Source organism: Szabonella alba, from assembly GCF_016765775.1.
GTDB classification, from domain to species: domain Bacteria; phylum Pseudomonadota; class Alphaproteobacteria; order Rhodobacterales; family Rhodobacteraceae; genus Szabonella; species Szabonella alba.
Map to the genome: position 1 here is coordinate 41,012 of NZ_JAESVN010000006.1, position 14,308 is coordinate 55,319.

Genomic DNA, 14,308 nt, shown 5'->3' on the forward strand with positions numbered 1-14,308 from the left:
AGCGCGGGACCGGCCAGACTGATCATTCGGACAGATCATCCCGGTTGGGTCATTCGGACCGGATGAACCCTTCCGCCGCCAGTTCCGCCATCAGAAGCGTGCAGTCGGCCTCAAGCCGGTCCTGCCCGATATCAGGAAAGAGCGTCGACAGCGCCTCGGCAAAGTCGCGGGCCGATCCGGGCAGTTCCAGCATCGCCCAGATCGCGCGGGCCGTCGGGTTAAGCTGCCACAGCATCCCGTCGCCCGGCCACCACAGAAAGGCGCTGTTGCCAAGGACCCGCACCGCCATGCCCGGCGCGCGGCGCCAGACCGCATCGGGATCGACAGGGTCGGCGCGGTCCTGCGGCCCGTCCTCTGCCGCCACCGGTGGAAGGGGCGGGCCGATTTCCAGATCCTTCGGCATAAGGCACGGCCCGCCAAAGGCGCGACGCAACAGCCGCACGGCATCTTCCAGATCCTCATAGACCAGCCGCAGCACCGGCACGCCGTCAAGAATACGCTCGGCGGTGGCATAGGCCCCGGCGGCATGGGCGAAATCGGTGATGCTCTGCTCGACCAGCAGGCGCAGCGCATCCTCGGGCTCCATGGCGTGAAACCCCGCCGCACCGGGCCTGCGGTCCAGCATCACGATGGCACCAAGCGGTGCGGCCCGGCCCTTGCGCGCCAGTCCCGGCGCCAGAAGATAGCCGTAACGGTCATCTGCGGGACCCAGATGCGCCTTAACATGGGCGCGGAATTCCGGCGTGACGGTCGCGGGCAGGGGCAGGCGCAGGCGCGGCGCGATGCCCAGCGCGCGGCCCGTTCCATCCGCACCCAGTGCCAGAACATCGTCGCAGAAGACCGTGATACCTGTCTCTGCCGTCAGCCGCGAAATCAGCGTGGACTTGCCCGCCCGATGCGCGCCGGTCAGCGCAATCAGACGCCCCCCGATCTCGAACGCGCCGCAATGCAGGCCGATACCGCCCTTCCCCGCCATCCCGGCCGAGGCCGCCTGCGCCAGATCGGCAATCACCGCGCAGGCCGCACTGGCCTCGGGCAGATCGTCCAGCGGCGCATCGGTATAGGCGGAATGGACCCGGTACCGTCCGCCCGGGCGCGGCTCGGCCAGTGACAGGACGGGCCCGCCCTGCGCCGCGCGGATCGGCGCGCGATTGGCAGCCGTCTGCGGATCCCAGCCCGAACGGCGGACCCGCCAGCCCCGCAGACAGCGCAGTAACGTCTCCGAGAGCCCCCCTTCGGCCGGCAGGATCACCGGCCGGTACGCGCCCCGCAGATCCAGCCGGATCCATGTGTCCGAGGGGCGTGACAGCACGCCCCCCGTGGCTTCCATCTGCAGATCGCGGAACGTCAAGGATCAGCCTCCGAAGATCGTGCGGACCCAGCCGGGCGTATCGGCGCGGAACGACCGGTTCCCCGAGGACCGCGAGGCCCGCCCCGACGGGAAGGACCGTCCCCGGCTGTTGGCACCACGGCGCGACGGACCCGACCGCCCCCCACGCGAACCACCCCGCGAGGATCCGCGCGACGACCCGCCCCGGGACCCACCGCGCGACCCGCCACCCGAACCGCCCCCACGCGACCCACCGCCGGAACCACCACCGGAATTGCCGCTGGCATGGGCTGCATTCAGCCCCAGAAGCGCCGGTGCCATATAGGCAGAGCCTGCAACAAGGCCCGCGCGAATCAGCAGACGGCGGCGCGAGACATCGACAGTGTTATCGGTTTTCTTCGTCATCCGGTTTCCTTTCCTGATCGGTCATGAACCTTCCGAGGTTCTGTGAGGAGAACCGATGCCAAAGGGGTTTCATTCCGGATCTTTCCGAAGATTTTGGATCAGATCAGACAAGGTACTGAAAATATTTAACAACATACAGGATACGGAACCGTATGTCGCAATCCCCTTCTGGTCAGACCGTCCGCAATATCCTCTGCGTCACGTCAACGGCGGGGGGGACAGGCCACAAGCAGCAACGCCCCGGACACGGGGTCCGGGGCGTGCATCCTCCCATAGCGCCGCAGGGCCTCCTCTTCCCATACGCGGCGCGGGCATCTTTCAGTTCCGTCTGAAAAACCGGCAAATCTTAGGTAAAGCTGACTTCATCCAGAGCGGTTTGTCAACGAATCCCGCTCAACCGGCAATCATTTCCGACTGGCGTACGATGACCTCGGCCTGTTTGATCGAGGCGATATCGACCAGCCGTCCCTTGTAGACTGTTGCCCCCTCACCGCGCGCCTTTGCGGCCTCCATCGCGGCAAGGATCTCCCGCGCTTCGGCAACCGCGGCCTCGGACGGGGTGAAGATCTCATTGGCCAGCGCGACCTGTTTCGGGTGGATCGCCCATTTGCCGACCATGCCCAGCGTCGCCGAACGGCGGGCCTGCGCGCGAAAGCCCTCATCATCGCCGAAATCGCCGAAAGGCCCGTCCACCGGCAGCACGCCATGGGTACGGCAGGCCGCGACAATGGCCGCCTGCGCCCAGTGCCAGGGGTCCGACCAGTGCCGCGCGCCATCCTGCAGCATGTAGTAGTTTTCCTGCGTCCCGCCGATGCCGGTGGTCTGCATGCCCATCGAGGCCGCGAAATCGGCGGCCCCCAGGCTCATGGCCTGCAGGCGCGGGCTGGAGGCGGCGATTTCTTCGACATGGGTAATGCCTGCAGCACTTTCGATGATGACCTCGAACCCGATCGGGCGGGTGCGCCCCTTGGCCCGTTCAATAGCGGTAACAAGCGCATCCACTGCATAGACATCGGCAGCGCAACCCACTTTCGGGATCATGATCTGATCCAGCCGGTCCCCCGCCTGTTCCAGCAGATCGACCACATCGCGATACCAGAACGGCGTGTCCAGCCCGTTGATCCGCACCGACAGCGTCTTGCGGCCCCAGTCCACTGCATTGATCGCGGCAATAATATTTGCGCGCGCGGTATCCTTGTCGCCGGGGGCGACGGAATCCTCCAGATCCAGATTGATGACATCAGCCGCCGAGGCAGCCATCTTTTCGAACAGGGCCGGGCGGGAGCCGGGGCCGAACAACTGGCAGCGATTGGGACGGGCCGGGGGGGCGGGTTGGAGACGGAAGCTCATCTTCGGATCCTTCAGTAAGGAAGTTGCCTGACGGTCAATTCCTGCGATATAATGTTGCGCATCAATCCGCAAGACGCCTTTTGCGCCGCAGCAATGCAGATGCGGCATCCCGTGACTTGCCGGAACGCGGACGAGGAGGCCGCCGCGCAACGCGCCTTCATCGCTTGACCCGCCCGCCACAAGCGCGGATAGAACGGGGGTCCCGCGCAAAGGAGTGTTCCATGACCCGCATCGTCCATGTCAACGGCCAGTATCTGCCCGAGGCCGAGGCCACCGTCTCGATCTTCGACCGGGGGTTCCTGATGGCCGATGGCGTTTATGAGGTGACATCGGTTCTGGGCGGTAAACTGATCGACTTTCCCGGCCATGCGGCACGGCTGGAACGGTCTTTGGCTGAACTGGACATGACCAGCCCGGTCACGACCGACGAATTGCTGGCGATCCACCGCGAACTGGTGGCGCGCAATTCCATCACCGATGGCATGGTCTATCTGCAGATCACGCGCGGCAATCCCGGTGACCGCGATTTCGCCTATCCCGATCCGCCGGTGACGCCGACCATCGTGCTGTTCACCCAGTCCAAGCCCGGCCTTGCCGACAATCCGGCGGCAAAGACCGGCATCAAGGTCGTGTCCATCGAGGATATCCGCTGGGGCCGCCGTGACATCAAGACGGTGCAGCTGCTGTATCCGTCGATTGGCAAGATGATGGCCAAGAAGGCCGGTGCCGATGATGCCTGGATGGTCGAGGACGGCTTCGTGACCGAAGGCACCTCGAACAATGCCTATATCGTCAAGAACGGGCGGATCATCACGCGGCAACTGGGCACGGATATCCTGCACGGCATAACCCGCGCCGCCGTGCTGCGCTTTGCCGCCGAGGCGCAGATGGAAATCGAGGAACGCGCCTTTACCATCGACGAGGCGCTTGCGGCGGATGAGGCTTTCGTGACCTCGGCCTCGGCCTTCGTCATGCCGGTGGTTCAGATCGACGGCGCGGCGGTGGGGGATGGCCGCCCGGGCCGCGTCGCAACCCGCCTGCGGGAAATCTATCTTGACGAAAGCCGCAAGGCGGCGCTGTAGGGCGCAAGGCGGGGATCGGCTTCGTGCCGTCGCCCCGCCTTGACAACCGCCAGGCCGGAGCCGGGGGCTACCGCCCCGCCCTCCATCGCCCTTTCGCTGCGGTCAGGCCGTGACCATCCCCTGCTGGACCGGCACCTGCTGACCCTCATTCGTCACAAGCAGCCGATCCACCGGAAAGGACTCCCGGGTGATGCCATCCAGCCGCGCGATGGCAAGACCGTTGATCATGACAAGCATCCCGTCCGCATCAGGATCATCCTCGACCGTCAGCACCGGTGCATCGAACCCTTCCAGGTCAACGATAAGCTGGTCATCCACGCCATTGAAATCGGTGATGATGACCGGGCGGGGGTCTTCCATATCCATTTCTTCCGCAACGCGTTCGATGCCAAAAAAGTCCTCGCCCGCGCCGCCCGCCATCCGGTCAAGATAATCCCCGACCAGCGTGTCATTACCCTGACCACCGTAAAGCTCGCTTGGCGCGCTTTCAGTTCCCTCACCCAAGGCGAACAGAATGTCGTTCCCCGCGCCGCCCTCAAGCGTATTGCGCCCTTGCCAATCTGCCAGCACGTCATCTCCGGCGCCGCCGACAAGCAGATCATTCCCGGCCCCGCCGATTAGGGTGTCGGATCCTGCCCCGCCATAGACCAGATCATCCCCGTCCATCGCTTCGATCAAGTCTGCCCCGCCCAGGCCTTCAATCCGGTCTGCCATTTCGGTGCCGGTGATCGTGTCCGCCCCTTCCGTGCCTGTCAGAACATTCTGCGCGACATCGAATTCCAGCGCCTCGGACGGTATGTCCCCGGGCGCGACAAGGAAGATGCGGGCAAGCTCTGTCCCTGACCGCAGACGGATCAGCGTGCCGTCGATCTCGTCATCCGCAACAAGCTCGACCTCGGACTCGGCATAGCCCGACAATTCCAGACGGATCCGGTCCTCTGCGGGGTTGAAATCGACGATCGTCAGCGGCTCAAACTGCTGGGCGGCGCCGGTTTCCGCGCTCAGTTGCACAACGAACCGGTCCCGCCCCTCGGCTCCGGACATTTCATCGCCCCAATCGCCGACAAGCGTGTCATCGCCCGCCCCGCCGAACAATTCATCCTGTCCGGGTTCTTCGGCGCCATCCACGGCGTTCAGCAGATCGGCACCATCACCGCCCAACAGATAATCCGTTCCACTGTCATCGGTCAGGACGTCATCGCCGGTCCCGCCGGACAGTTCATCCTCTCCGCGGCCACCAAACAGGGTGTCACTGCCCGCCCCGCCCGAAAGGCCGTCGGACCCTGCCCCGCCGTAAAGAAGGTCTTTCCCTGCATCGCCCGACAGCGTGTCATTGCCTTCACCGCCGAACAACTGGTCATAGCCGATCCCGCCAGACACCTCATCATCGCCGCCGAATGCATCGACAGTGTCATTGCCGCCAAGCGCCGAAATCAGGTCATCATCATCGGTGCCGTGCAGCAGATCCGCGTCTTCGCTGGGTTCGGCATCCGGTTCGCGTGCGGGACGATCCTCATCATCGTCATTGCTGGAACCATCAAGAAGAAGCCCCCCCAACAGCAGCATGGGCAGGGCAAGCAGGGCGAGAATTTCCATGGCAACCTCTAGAAAACACAAAACACACTGGAAACTGCCCTCCTAGGCGCAGGATTCCCTGATTCCGTTTATCGCGACACGAATGGGTCTCCGTCAATTCCTTAACGGAACCTGTTTCTTAGCAAGGACATATACGACCAGTTTTCAGATACTTGTGCCGATTATGATGGGTATCAGCCGCCCTTTTCGACATTCTCGCGAAATGCCTGCGCGAATCGATCCTGCTTTGCCGCATCCGCCTCGGTCTGATGGGCCGCGCGCCAATCGTCATAGGGCATCCGGTAGACAATCTCGCGCGCGTCTTCCTTGCTCATCTCCAGACCGCGCGCATTGGCCGCCTCCTGATACCAGCGCGACAGGCAGTTGCGGCAGAAGCCTGCAAGATTCATCAGGTCGATATTCTGCACGTCGGGGCGCTCGTCCAGCAGATGATCCATCAGGCGGCGAAAGGCGGCAGCCTCAAGCTCGGTGCGGGTGGCGGCGTCGGGTATTCCAGTCATGTCATTCTCCTTTCGCGGTCACGTCATCCAGCGCGGCCCGGATCAGCGGAGCCAGCCGCGCCGCCCAGTCCCGCTGTGCTGCCTCATCGGCGATCAGGTCGTTGCGCAGTTCGATCAGCGTATTGTGGCGGCCCATCCGCAGCGCATGCCGGTCAATGGCATCGCCGGGCAGATGGCCCGTATAGGGCTCGTTATCGCCGACGCACAGATCCGGCTCGGCCTCCAGCCGCGCGATCAGTGCCCGCGACAGCCGGTCATCCAGATGAGAATAAAGCACCCCCACCTGCCAGGGCCTCGGCGCACGCCCCCGCAGACAGGGCGTGAAGGAATGAATCGCGATCACCACCGTATCGGGCCTGCGCGCCGCCAGCGCCGCATAAGCCGCGTGATAGGGACGATAGAGACCGTCCAGCCGTCTTTCGCGTTCCGCCGCATCGGCCTGCCGGTTGCCCGGAATGATCGTGCCGTCATAAAGTTTCATCAGCAGCGTCGGATCGTCCTCACCCCGGTTGGGATCAATCACAAGGCGTGAGAAATCCGACAGGATCGCGGGCGCGTCCAGCGTCTCGGCCAGCGCCAGCGTCAGCCCCGCCGCGCCGGGGTCATAGGCGATATGGCGGGCCATATCCGCCGGCCCGATGCCCAGATCGCCACCAGACACATCGGCAGGCACCCGGTTGGTTGCATGATCGCAGGTGACCAGAAAGCGCGCAGGACGGTCCGCCCCGAAAATGCGGTAAGGTTGCGGATCGGGCTGTGTCACCTTCATTCTCCCGTCATGTCAAGCTGCGAGGAAGATCTAACCCTCCCGCCCGGAAAAGGGAACCGCAGCCTTGCCCCGCACTGCCCCCTGCCCCCCGGATTTCGCGCCTGATCAGCCGCCCGACCGTTGCCCCCAGGGGGGATTTCGGCCATAAGGCGCTTGGCCCACCGATAGACCCACTTTGCAACAGGGAACGAAGAACGCATGAGACGCCTTCGCAATGTCAAGGTCGTGGCCACGCTGGGCCCGTCCTCCTCCGATTACGACACGATCCGCGCACTGTTTGAGGCAGGAGCCGATGTGTTCCGCCTGAACATGAGCCACGGCACCCATGACGACATCGCCGCGCGCCACCGCATCATCCGCCAGATCGAAAGCGATACCGGACGTCCGATCTGCATTCTGGCCGATCTTCAGGGCCCGAAACTGCGTGTCGGCACGTTCGCGGCCGAGGGCGGTGAGGATTTGGCCCCCGGCGCGGCCTTCCGGATGGATCTGGACCCGACACCGGGCGATGCAAGCCGTGTGCAACTGCCGCATCCCGAGATTTTTGCCGCACTGGAACCGGGGGCGACGCTGCTGGTCAATGACGGCAAAATCCGCCTGAAGGTTGAAACCTGCGGCAGCGATTTCGCGGATTGCACCGTGGTGGTGGGCGGCGTTATTTCCAACCGCAAGGGCGTGAACGTCCCCGATGTCGTGCTGCCGCTGGCGGCGCTGTCGGAAAAGGACCGCAAGGATCTGGAATTCGCTGCCAATCTGGGTGTGGACTGGCTGGCCCTGTCCTTCGTGCAGCGTCCCGAGGATGTGCTGGAGGCGCGCGAACTGGCCAAGGGCCGCGCGGCGATCCTGTCCAAGATTGAGAAACCGGCGGCGGTGAAAGCCTATGACGCGATCCTTGCCGTTTCCGACGGCATCATGGTTGCGCGCGGCGATCTGGGCGTCGAAATGCCTGTTCATGCCGTGCCGCCGATCCAGAAACGTCTGGTGCGCGGCGCGCGCGCGGCGGCGAAGCCTGTGATCGTGGCCACGCAGATGCTGGAATCCATGATCGAATCCCCGGTGCCCACCCGGGCCGAGGTTTCGGACGTGGCCACCGCCATCTACGAAGGCGCCGATGCGGTCATGCTGTCGGCGGAATCGGCGGCGGGGCAGTATCCGGTCGAGGCCGTGCAGACGATGAACAATGTCGCGATCTCGGTCGAAAGCGACAATATCTATCGTGAGGTGATCGAGGCCAGCCGCCGCGCCGAGCGCAAGACCGTCGCGGATGCCATCGTTTCAGCCGCGCGTGAGATTGCCGAAACGACCGATATCAAGGCGATCTGCTGTTTCACCCAGTCGGGCACCACCGCCACGCTGGTGGCGCGCGAGCGCCCCCGCGTCCCGATCATCGCGCTGACGCCGCTGATGGGCACGGCGCGCAGGCTGTGCCTGACATGGGGCACGCATTGCGCGATCACCGACCGTCAGGACCGCTTCAAGGGCGCCGTCATCGCTGCGGCCAAGGTGGCGCGGCGCGACGGTTTCGCGACCGAACGTGACCAGATCGTGGTGACGGCGGGCGTGCCGTTCAACGTGCAGGGCACAACGAACATCCTGCGCGTTGCCCCCTGCGACGAGCGATTGATTTTCAACGCGGATCCCGAATAATCTGACCCCGGGCAATGCTGGGGAATGGTGGCGGGATGGATCCGGATCTTATGCTTGTGATCGGGCTGGTTCTGGCCGTTCTGACCATCCCCTCCATGCTGTCAGCCTATGCGGAATCCCGCCCGCCCCGGGCGGCGGCCATCGTGTCGCTGATTGCCGGGGTCCTGATCGCCGTGGCGCTGACAAACAAGGCGGGCGGCTACAGCATCGCCGAGATCCCCGATGTGTTCTACCGGGTGATCGGGCGCTATCTGAACTGACCGGCGAAACTGCCGGAAATCCACGAAAACACTGCCAAAAACAGGTGTTTTCTCTTGCACCCCAGGGCGGGCTTGCCTATACGGCCCGCTCTGACCCCGCGCGTCCGGCCAAGAGGCATGCCGAGTCGCGCGATAACCACTCGAAAGAGGAGATGGAAATGCCCAAGATGAAGACCAAATCCGCGGCCAAGAAGCGTTTCAGCTTCACCGCGACCGGCAAGGTGAAGGCTGGCCCTGCGGGCAAGCGTCACGGCATGATCAAACGCTCGACGAAATTCATCCGCGATGTGACGGGGACCATGATCCTGTCCGATGCGGATGCCAAGATCGTCAAGAAATACATGCCCTATAACCGGTAAGGAGAGCCAGATATGTCCCGCGTCAAATCCGGCGTCGTTACCCACGCCCGCCACCGCAAGGTGATCAAGGCTGCCAAAGGCTATTACGCCGCGCGCAGCACGAACTTCCGCACCGCCACGCAGGCGGTCGACAAGGCGAACCAGTATGCGACCCGTGACCGCAAGACCCGCAAGCGCAATTTCCGCGCGCTGTGGATCCAGCGGATCAATGCCGCTGTTCGCCTGTTCGATGCCGAACTGAACTATTCGCGCTTCATCAACGGTCTGGCGCTCGCCGGGATCGAAGTGGACCGCAAGGTTCTGGCCGATCTGGCCGTGCATGAGCCCGAGGCGTTCAACGCCATCGCGGCGCAGGCCAAGGCCGCCCTGCCCGCCTGATCGGCAGCAGCACCCCAAATGAAAAAGCCCCGCTTCCGGCGGGGCTTTTTGCATTATGGCCTGTGCCGTCAGTGCCCGAGGATCTGGCTGAGGAACAGCTTGGTCCGGTCGCTTTTCGGATTGTTGAAAAACTCCTTCGGCTCGTTCTGCTCGACGATCTGCCCCTGATCCATGAAGATCACCCGGTTCGCCACCGCCTGCGCAAAGCCCATTTCATGCGTGACACACAGCATTGTCATGCCTTCTTCGGCCAGTTCGATCATCGTGTCGAGCACTTCCTTGATCATCTCGGGGTCCAGCGCCGATGTCGGTTCATCGAACAACATGATCCGGGGTTTCATGCACAAGGACCGCGCGATGGCGACGCGCTGCTGCTGCCCGCCCGACAGCTGCCCGGGATATTTCAGCGCCTGTTCGGGGATCTTGACCTTGCGCAGATAATGCATGGCCACTTCCTCGGCCTCTTTCTTGGGCGTCTTGCGCACCCAGATCGGGGCCAGCGTGCAGTTCTCCAGAATGGTCAGATGCGGGAACAGGTTGAAATGTTGAAACACCATTCCGACCTCGGACCGCACCTTGTCGATATTCTTCAGGTCCGAGGTCAGTTCCGTGCCATCCACGACGATCTTGCCGGCCTGATGTTCCTCCAGCCGGTTGATGCAGCGGATCAGGGTGGATTTTCCCGACCCCGAGGGGCCACAAATCACGATCCGCTCCCCCCGGTTGACGGTCATGTTGATGTCGCGCAGCACATGGAAAGTGCCGTACCATTTGTTCATGTCACTGATCTGGATGGCCACCTCATCGGTGACTTGCATCTGACTGCGGTCGATCTGACGTTCGATTGCGGCTTCGGACATTGCGGGCTCCTTAGCGATGGTCTGTCTTCAGCTTGCGCTCCAGATACTGGGAATAGCGCGACATGCCGAAGCAGAAGATGAAGAAACAAAGGCCGATAAACCCGAACAGTTCCCAATAGATACCGTTCCAGTCACTGTCGGCCCGAATGGCGTTCGAAAGCCCGATCGGATCAAGAATGCCGATGAAGACCACCAGCGTGGTATCCTTGAACAGCCCAATGAAGGTGTTGACGATGCCCGGGATCGAGATTTTCAGGGCTTGCGGCATGATGATCAGCCGCTGCGCCTTCCAGTAATCAAGGCCAAGCGCATCGGCGGCCTCATACTGTCCACGCGGCAGGGCGGCAAGACCGCCCCGGATCACCTCGGCCATATAGGCCGAAGCAAACAGCGTCACCATGATGATGACCCGCAGGATGATGTCGAAATTCGTCCCCGGCGGCAGGAAGTAGTTCAAGAGCAGAGACGCCGTGAACAGCAATGTGATCAGCGGCACGCCCCGGATGAACTCGATGAACCCCACCGAAACCGTCTTGATCAGGAACATGTCCGACTGTCGCCCCAGCGCCAGCACGATACCGATGGGCAGCGACAGCGCGATCCCGGTGACGCCAATCACGGTCGAGACCATGAAGCCGCCAAAACTGTCGGAACGGATCGGCATGATGCCGATGGGCAGAGCCCCGGACAGCATGTTCGAGATCGGCCCCGTCAGATAAAGCCACCACAGGATCGTGGCAAGGACGCCAACGATAGTGGCCGCCAGCGTCGACAGTGGAAGCGTCACGCGATAGGCGAGATAGCCGACGGCAAAGCCCGCCATTGCGATGATCGGAAACCAGATCGTCCCCCCCCAGAGCAGCCAGAAGGCCAGCGCCGGATAGATCGCACTGAACCAGAACAGTTTGCGCGGCGCGCCCGCGAACAGGATCGGTGCCAGCGCCACCAGCATCAGTACGAAAGCCAGCGTTGGACGCCAATAGGCCGAAGGCGGGTAGAACCCGAAGATCAGCTGATGCCAGCGATCCTTGATGACGCCGAAACAGGCGCCCGTCGCTCCGTCAAGGATCTGGCGGCATTCGGCAAGGCTTTCCGCATTCCAGACCGCATTCAGAAACCACGGACCGATATGCAGGACGATCCAGATGACCGAACTGATGCCCAGCACGGTCAGGATGATGTTGAGCACCCCCGAAAACAGGTTTTCGCGCAGCCAGCGGATCGCGCCGACCTCGGTCAGGGGTGGGGTGGCCTCGGGCAGCATCGAGTCGCGGACATAGGCCACCGTATTGGAATGGGTATCGCTCATCTCAACGCTCCTTCAGCCGGACGCTGTTGTTGTAGATGTTCATAAGCCCCGAGATCAGCAGACTGATCGCAAGATAGACCAGCATCAGAAGCAGCATCCCCTCCAGCTCACGGCCGGTCTGGTTGATGGTGATGCCCCCGAGGGTCGAGCGCAGATCCATATAGCCCACCGCGATCCCCAATGAGGTGTTCTTGGTGATGTTCAGATATTGCGAGATCAGCGGCGGGATGATGACCCGCAGCGCCTGCGGCAGGATCACAAGGTTCATCGTCCAGGACGGGCGCATCCCCAGCGCAAAGGCGGCCTCGGTCTGCCCGCGCGAAACGGCCAGAATGCCCGCCCGCACGTTTTCCGCGATAAAGGCGCCGGTATAGAGCGACAGCGCCAGCCACATTGCGATGAACGAGTTGCGCAGGAAGGTGCCATCCTGAAAGTTGAACCCCTGCAGCGACGGGTAACTCAGATGGAAACCCAGCGCGATAAGGACAACCGTGATCGGCGCAAACAGGATCAGCAGCGATTTCCACCATGTGACCGGGCGGAGACCGGTCGCCTCTTGCACCGCCGTCGCGTGGCGGAGCAGCCGGATATTCGCCCAGAGCGAGCCAACAACCACCGCCAGAATAAGCAGGAAATTGATTGAGACCGAAATGATCCCCAGATTGATGGCCCCCAGTGACGTGGTGAACAGCGGCCCCGGCACATAAACGCCCCGGTTGGTGATCGCGACCGTGTCGAAGAACAGCATAGACGAGGTAGCATTCTCACCCCGGAAGGCCGAGGGGGCCGGCATGCTTTCGGTCATCACGGCAAAGATGACGATGATCCACAGCAGCAGCGGCACGTTGCGGAAGGCCTCGACATAAAGGCCCATCAGCCGCGAGACGATCCAGTTTTTCGACAGACGCAGCACCCCGGCAATCACCCCGATCACCGTGGCGGTGACACAGGACACCAAGGCCAGCAAAAGCGTGTTCAGCAACCCGACCAGCATGGCCCGGCCATGACTGCTGTCATTGGTGTATTCAACAAGGCGCTGGTTGATGTCGTAACCGGCACGGACGGACAGGAAGTTGAAATTGAAATCCTTGCCCAAGGCCCGCAGGTTTTCGACCGTGTTGTCGACCAGCCAGGCGAAACCCGCCATCAGCATGAACATCACCACGATCTGAATCGTCATGGATCGGTAGCGCGTATCATAGAGCAGCATGCTCGGCCGAAACGACGCACCCGAACTTTCGTTCGTCATTGCCATAAAATATCCCCTGTCTCTGAACGGCGCTTTATCGCGCTCTGGACGCCGGGCCGGATCTGTCCGGCGCGTCTGTCAGATTTCGATTGTGGAGGGAAAAAGGGCGCGGTCCAGCCGCGCCCTTTCTGGTCAGTTCAGATCAACGGAAGGGCGGCGAATAGAGCAGCCCGCCTTGGGTCCATTGCGCGTTCAGACCGCGCGCCAGACCGATCGGGGTCGATTCACCGATCGTTGCGGCGAAGATCTCGCCATAGTTGCCGCCCGCCATGATGGCGCGCTTGGCCCATTCATTGTCCAGACCGAACATCGGCCCCAGATCGCCTTCATTGCCAAGCAGGCGGTTGATCTCGGGGTTTTCGGTGCCCTTGGCCAGTTCTTCCAGATTGGCCGAGGTGACGCCCAGTTCTTCGGCCGCGATCAGCGCGTTCAGCGTCCACATCACGATTTCCGACCATTGGTCATCGCCATGGGCAACCAGCGGGCCCAGCGGCTCTTTCGAGATGATTTCGGGCAGAAGGATATGGTTTTCCGGATCCGCAAAGGTCGCGCGGGTCGCGGCTAGGCCCGAAGCGTCAGTCGTGTAGACGTCGCAGGCACCGGCCAGATATTGCTGCTGGGCTTCGGCATTGGTCTCGATCGGGACCGGCTCATAGCTCATGTTGTTGACCTTGAAGTAATCGGCCAGGTTGAGCTCGGTCGTGGTGCCGGTCTGGATACAGACGGTCGCGCCGTCCAGTTCCTTGGCCGAGGACACGCCCAGGGCCTTGTTCACCATGAAGCCCTGACCGTCATAGTAGTTCACGCCTGCGAAGGTGAACTTCAGGTCGACATCGCGCGAGAAGGTCCAGGTCGTGTTACGGGCCAGCACGTCGATCTCACCCGAGGCCAGCGCGGTAAAGCGGGTCTGGCCGGTGGTGGTGACGAATTTTACCTTCTTGGGGTCGCTCAGAACCGCTGCGGCAACGGCGCGGCACACCGCCACGTCAAAGCCTTGCCATTCCCCGGCCGAATCCGGCGCGGAGAAGCCGTTGACCCCGGTGGACACGCCACAATTCAGTTCGCCGCGCGCCTTCACGTCATCCAGCTTGGCAGCCGATGCCGTTCCAGCAATCGCAGCGGCGGCAGCCAGCGTGCCGACGAATACGGTTTTTTTCATGTTTACCTCTTCCTGATTGTCCGCATGTTTGCGCGGAATTATTGCTCCCTCCCCC

15 protein-coding genes are annotated in these 14,308 nt (G+C 62.6%); 5 read left to right on the forward strand and 10 right to left on the reverse strand.

Features of this window, described 5'->3' with window-relative positions; genetic code table 11:
- Positions 1-49: 49 nt before the first annotated feature.
- From JL811_RS14030 to JL811_RS14040, 3 genes are all read right to left on the reverse strand, one after another.
- A complete protein-coding gene (locus JL811_RS14030) occupies positions 50-1,351 on the reverse strand; it encodes a PqqD family protein (protein WP_202689338.1) in 1,302 nt (433 codons plus the stop codon).
- 3 nt (positions 1,352-1,354) lie between these two features.
- Positions 1,355-1,735 carry a hypothetical protein gene (locus JL811_RS14035; protein ID WP_202689339.1) on the reverse strand — a complete coding sequence of 127 codons (381 nt, stop codon included), beginning with the start codon at positions 1,733-1,735 and terminating at the stop codon, positions 1,355-1,357.
- Between the two features lie 393 nt (positions 1,736-2,128).
- Positions 2,129-3,085: an L-malyl-CoA/beta-methylmalyl-CoA lyase gene (locus JL811_RS14040; RefSeq protein WP_202689340.1), complete on the reverse strand. Its 957-nt coding sequence runs from the start codon at positions 3,083-3,085 to the stop codon at positions 2,129-2,131.
- A gap of 221 nt (positions 3,086-3,306) precedes the next feature.
- Between JL811_RS14040 and JL811_RS14045 the strand changes: the two genes are divergently transcribed.
- A complete protein-coding gene (locus tag JL811_RS14045; RefSeq protein ID WP_202689341.1) occupies positions 3,307-4,167 on the forward strand; it encodes a D-amino-acid transaminase in 861 nt (286 codons plus the stop codon).
- Between the two features lie 102 nt (positions 4,168-4,269).
- Here JL811_RS14045 and JL811_RS14050 read toward each other — a convergent pair whose 3' ends face one another.
- The 3 genes from JL811_RS14050 to JL811_RS14060 form a co-directional block, all read right to left on the reverse strand.
- On the reverse strand, positions 4,270-5,763 hold the full coding sequence (locus JL811_RS14050; protein WP_202689342.1) for a calcium-binding protein: 1,494 nt from the start codon (positions 5,761-5,763) through the stop codon (positions 4,270-4,272).
- A 173-nt stretch (positions 5,764-5,936) separates the two neighbouring features.
- Positions 5,937-6,263 (reverse strand): DUF1244 domain-containing protein, encoded by a 327-nt coding sequence (locus JL811_RS14055; RefSeq protein WP_202689343.1) that lies wholly within the window; start codon positions 6,261-6,263, stop codon positions 5,937-5,939.
- A 1-nt stretch (position 6,264) separates the two neighbouring features.
- Positions 6,265-7,032: an N-formylglutamate amidohydrolase gene (locus JL811_RS14060; RefSeq protein ID WP_202689344.1), complete on the reverse strand. Its 768-nt coding sequence runs from the start codon at positions 7,030-7,032 to the stop codon at positions 6,265-6,267.
- 198 nt (positions 7,033-7,230) lie between these two features.
- Here JL811_RS14060 and pyk point away from each other — a divergent pair, with 198 nt between their 5' ends.
- The 4 genes from pyk (at position 7,231) to rplT (ending at position 9,676) form a co-directional block, all read left to right on the forward strand.
- Complete coding sequence (gene pyk / locus JL811_RS14065; protein WP_202689345.1) at positions 7,231-8,679, forward strand: pyruvate kinase; 1,449 nt, start codon at positions 7,231-7,233, stop codon at positions 8,677-8,679.
- A 35-nt stretch (positions 8,680-8,714) separates the two neighbouring features.
- The gene (locus JL811_RS14070) at positions 8,715-8,939 is read left to right on the forward strand and encodes a hypothetical protein (RefSeq protein ID WP_202689346.1); all 225 of its coding nucleotides are present in this window, start codon (positions 8,715-8,717) and stop codon (positions 8,937-8,939) included.
- 158 nt (positions 8,940-9,097) lie between these two features.
- Complete coding sequence (rpmI, locus tag JL811_RS14075; RefSeq protein ID WP_028031553.1) at positions 9,098-9,298, forward strand: 50S ribosomal protein L35; 201 nt, start codon at positions 9,098-9,100, stop codon at positions 9,296-9,298.
- A 12-nt stretch (positions 9,299-9,310) separates the two neighbouring features.
- Positions 9,311-9,676: a 50S ribosomal protein L20 gene (rplT, locus tag JL811_RS14080; protein WP_202689347.1), complete on the forward strand. Its 366-nt coding sequence runs from the start codon at positions 9,311-9,313 to the stop codon at positions 9,674-9,676.
- Positions 9,677-9,744: 68 nt separating this feature from the next.
- Here the strand turns inward: rplT and JL811_RS14085 are convergent, their stop codons facing one another.
- From JL811_RS14085 to JL811_RS14100, 4 genes are all read right to left on the reverse strand, one after another.
- Positions 9,745-10,536, reverse strand: coding sequence for an amino acid ABC transporter ATP-binding protein (locus JL811_RS14085; RefSeq protein WP_273542498.1), 792 nt, complete (start codon positions 10,534-10,536; stop codon positions 9,745-9,747).
- A 10-nt stretch (positions 10,537-10,546) separates the two neighbouring features.
- Entirely contained in the window at positions 10,547-11,845 is a 1,299-nt protein-coding gene (locus JL811_RS14090; protein WP_202689348.1) for an amino acid ABC transporter permease, read from the reverse strand.
- Position 11,846: 1 nt separating this feature from the next.
- On the reverse strand, positions 11,847-13,100 hold the full coding sequence (locus JL811_RS14095; protein WP_202689349.1) for an amino acid ABC transporter permease: 1,254 nt from the start codon (positions 13,098-13,100) through the stop codon (positions 11,847-11,849).
- A gap of 136 nt (positions 13,101-13,236) precedes the next feature.
- On the reverse strand, positions 13,237-14,253 hold the full coding sequence (locus JL811_RS14100; RefSeq protein WP_202689350.1) for an amino acid ABC transporter substrate-binding protein: 1,017 nt from the start codon (positions 14,251-14,253) through the stop codon (positions 13,237-13,239).
- Positions 14,254-14,308: the final 55 nt, after the last annotated feature.

What these genes read in the sequence shown, in the direction of transcription:
- pyk (WP_202689345.1), top strand. Translation starts at nt 7,231, where the DNA reads ATGAGACGCCTTCGCAATGTCAAGGTCGTGGCCACGCTGGGCCCGTCC.
- JL811_RS14085 (WP_273542498.1), bottom strand. Translation starts at nt 10,536, where the DNA reads ATGTCCGAAGCCGCAATCGAACGTCAGATCGACCGCAGTCAGATGCAA.
- rpmI (WP_028031553.1), top strand. Translation starts at nt 9,098, where the DNA reads ATGCCCAAGATGAAGACCAAATCCGCGGCCAAGAAGCGTTTCAGCTTC.
- rplT (WP_202689347.1), top strand. Translation starts at nt 9,311, where the DNA reads ATGTCCCGCGTCAAATCCGGCGTCGTTACCCACGCCCGCCACCGCAAG.
- JL811_RS14060 (WP_202689344.1), bottom strand. Translation starts at nt 7,032, where the DNA reads ATGAAGGTGACACAGCCCGATCCGCAACCTTACCGCATTTTCGGGGCG.
- JL811_RS14045 (WP_202689341.1), top strand. Translation starts at nt 3,307, where the DNA reads ATGACCCGCATCGTCCATGTCAACGGCCAGTATCTGCCCGAGGCCGAG.
- JL811_RS14040 (WP_202689340.1), bottom strand. Translation starts at nt 3,085, where the DNA reads ATGAGCTTCCGTCTCCAACCCGCCCCCCCGGCCCGTCCCAATCGCTGC.
- JL811_RS14055 (WP_202689343.1), bottom strand. Translation starts at nt 6,263, where the DNA reads ATGACTGGAATACCCGACGCCGCCACCCGCACCGAGCTTGAGGCTGCC.
- JL811_RS14100 (WP_202689350.1), bottom strand. Translation starts at nt 14,253, where the DNA reads ATGAAAAAAACCGTATTCGTCGGCACGCTGGCTGCCGCCGCTGCGATT.
- JL811_RS14050 (WP_202689342.1), bottom strand. Translation starts at nt 5,763, where the DNA reads ATGGAAATTCTCGCCCTGCTTGCCCTGCCCATGCTGCTGTTGGGGGGG.
- JL811_RS14070 (WP_202689346.1), top strand. Translation starts at nt 8,715, where the DNA reads ATGGATCCGGATCTTATGCTTGTGATCGGGCTGGTTCTGGCCGTTCTG.
- JL811_RS14095 (WP_202689349.1), bottom strand. Translation starts at nt 13,100, where the DNA reads ATGGCAATGACGAACGAAAGTTCGGGTGCGTCGTTTCGGCCGAGCATG.
- JL811_RS14035 (WP_202689339.1), bottom strand. Translation starts at nt 1,735, where the DNA reads ATGACGAAGAAAACCGATAACACTGTCGATGTCTCGCGCCGCCGTCTG.
- JL811_RS14090 (WP_202689348.1), bottom strand. Translation starts at nt 11,845, where the DNA reads ATGAGCGATACCCATTCCAATACGGTGGCCTATGTCCGCGACTCGATG.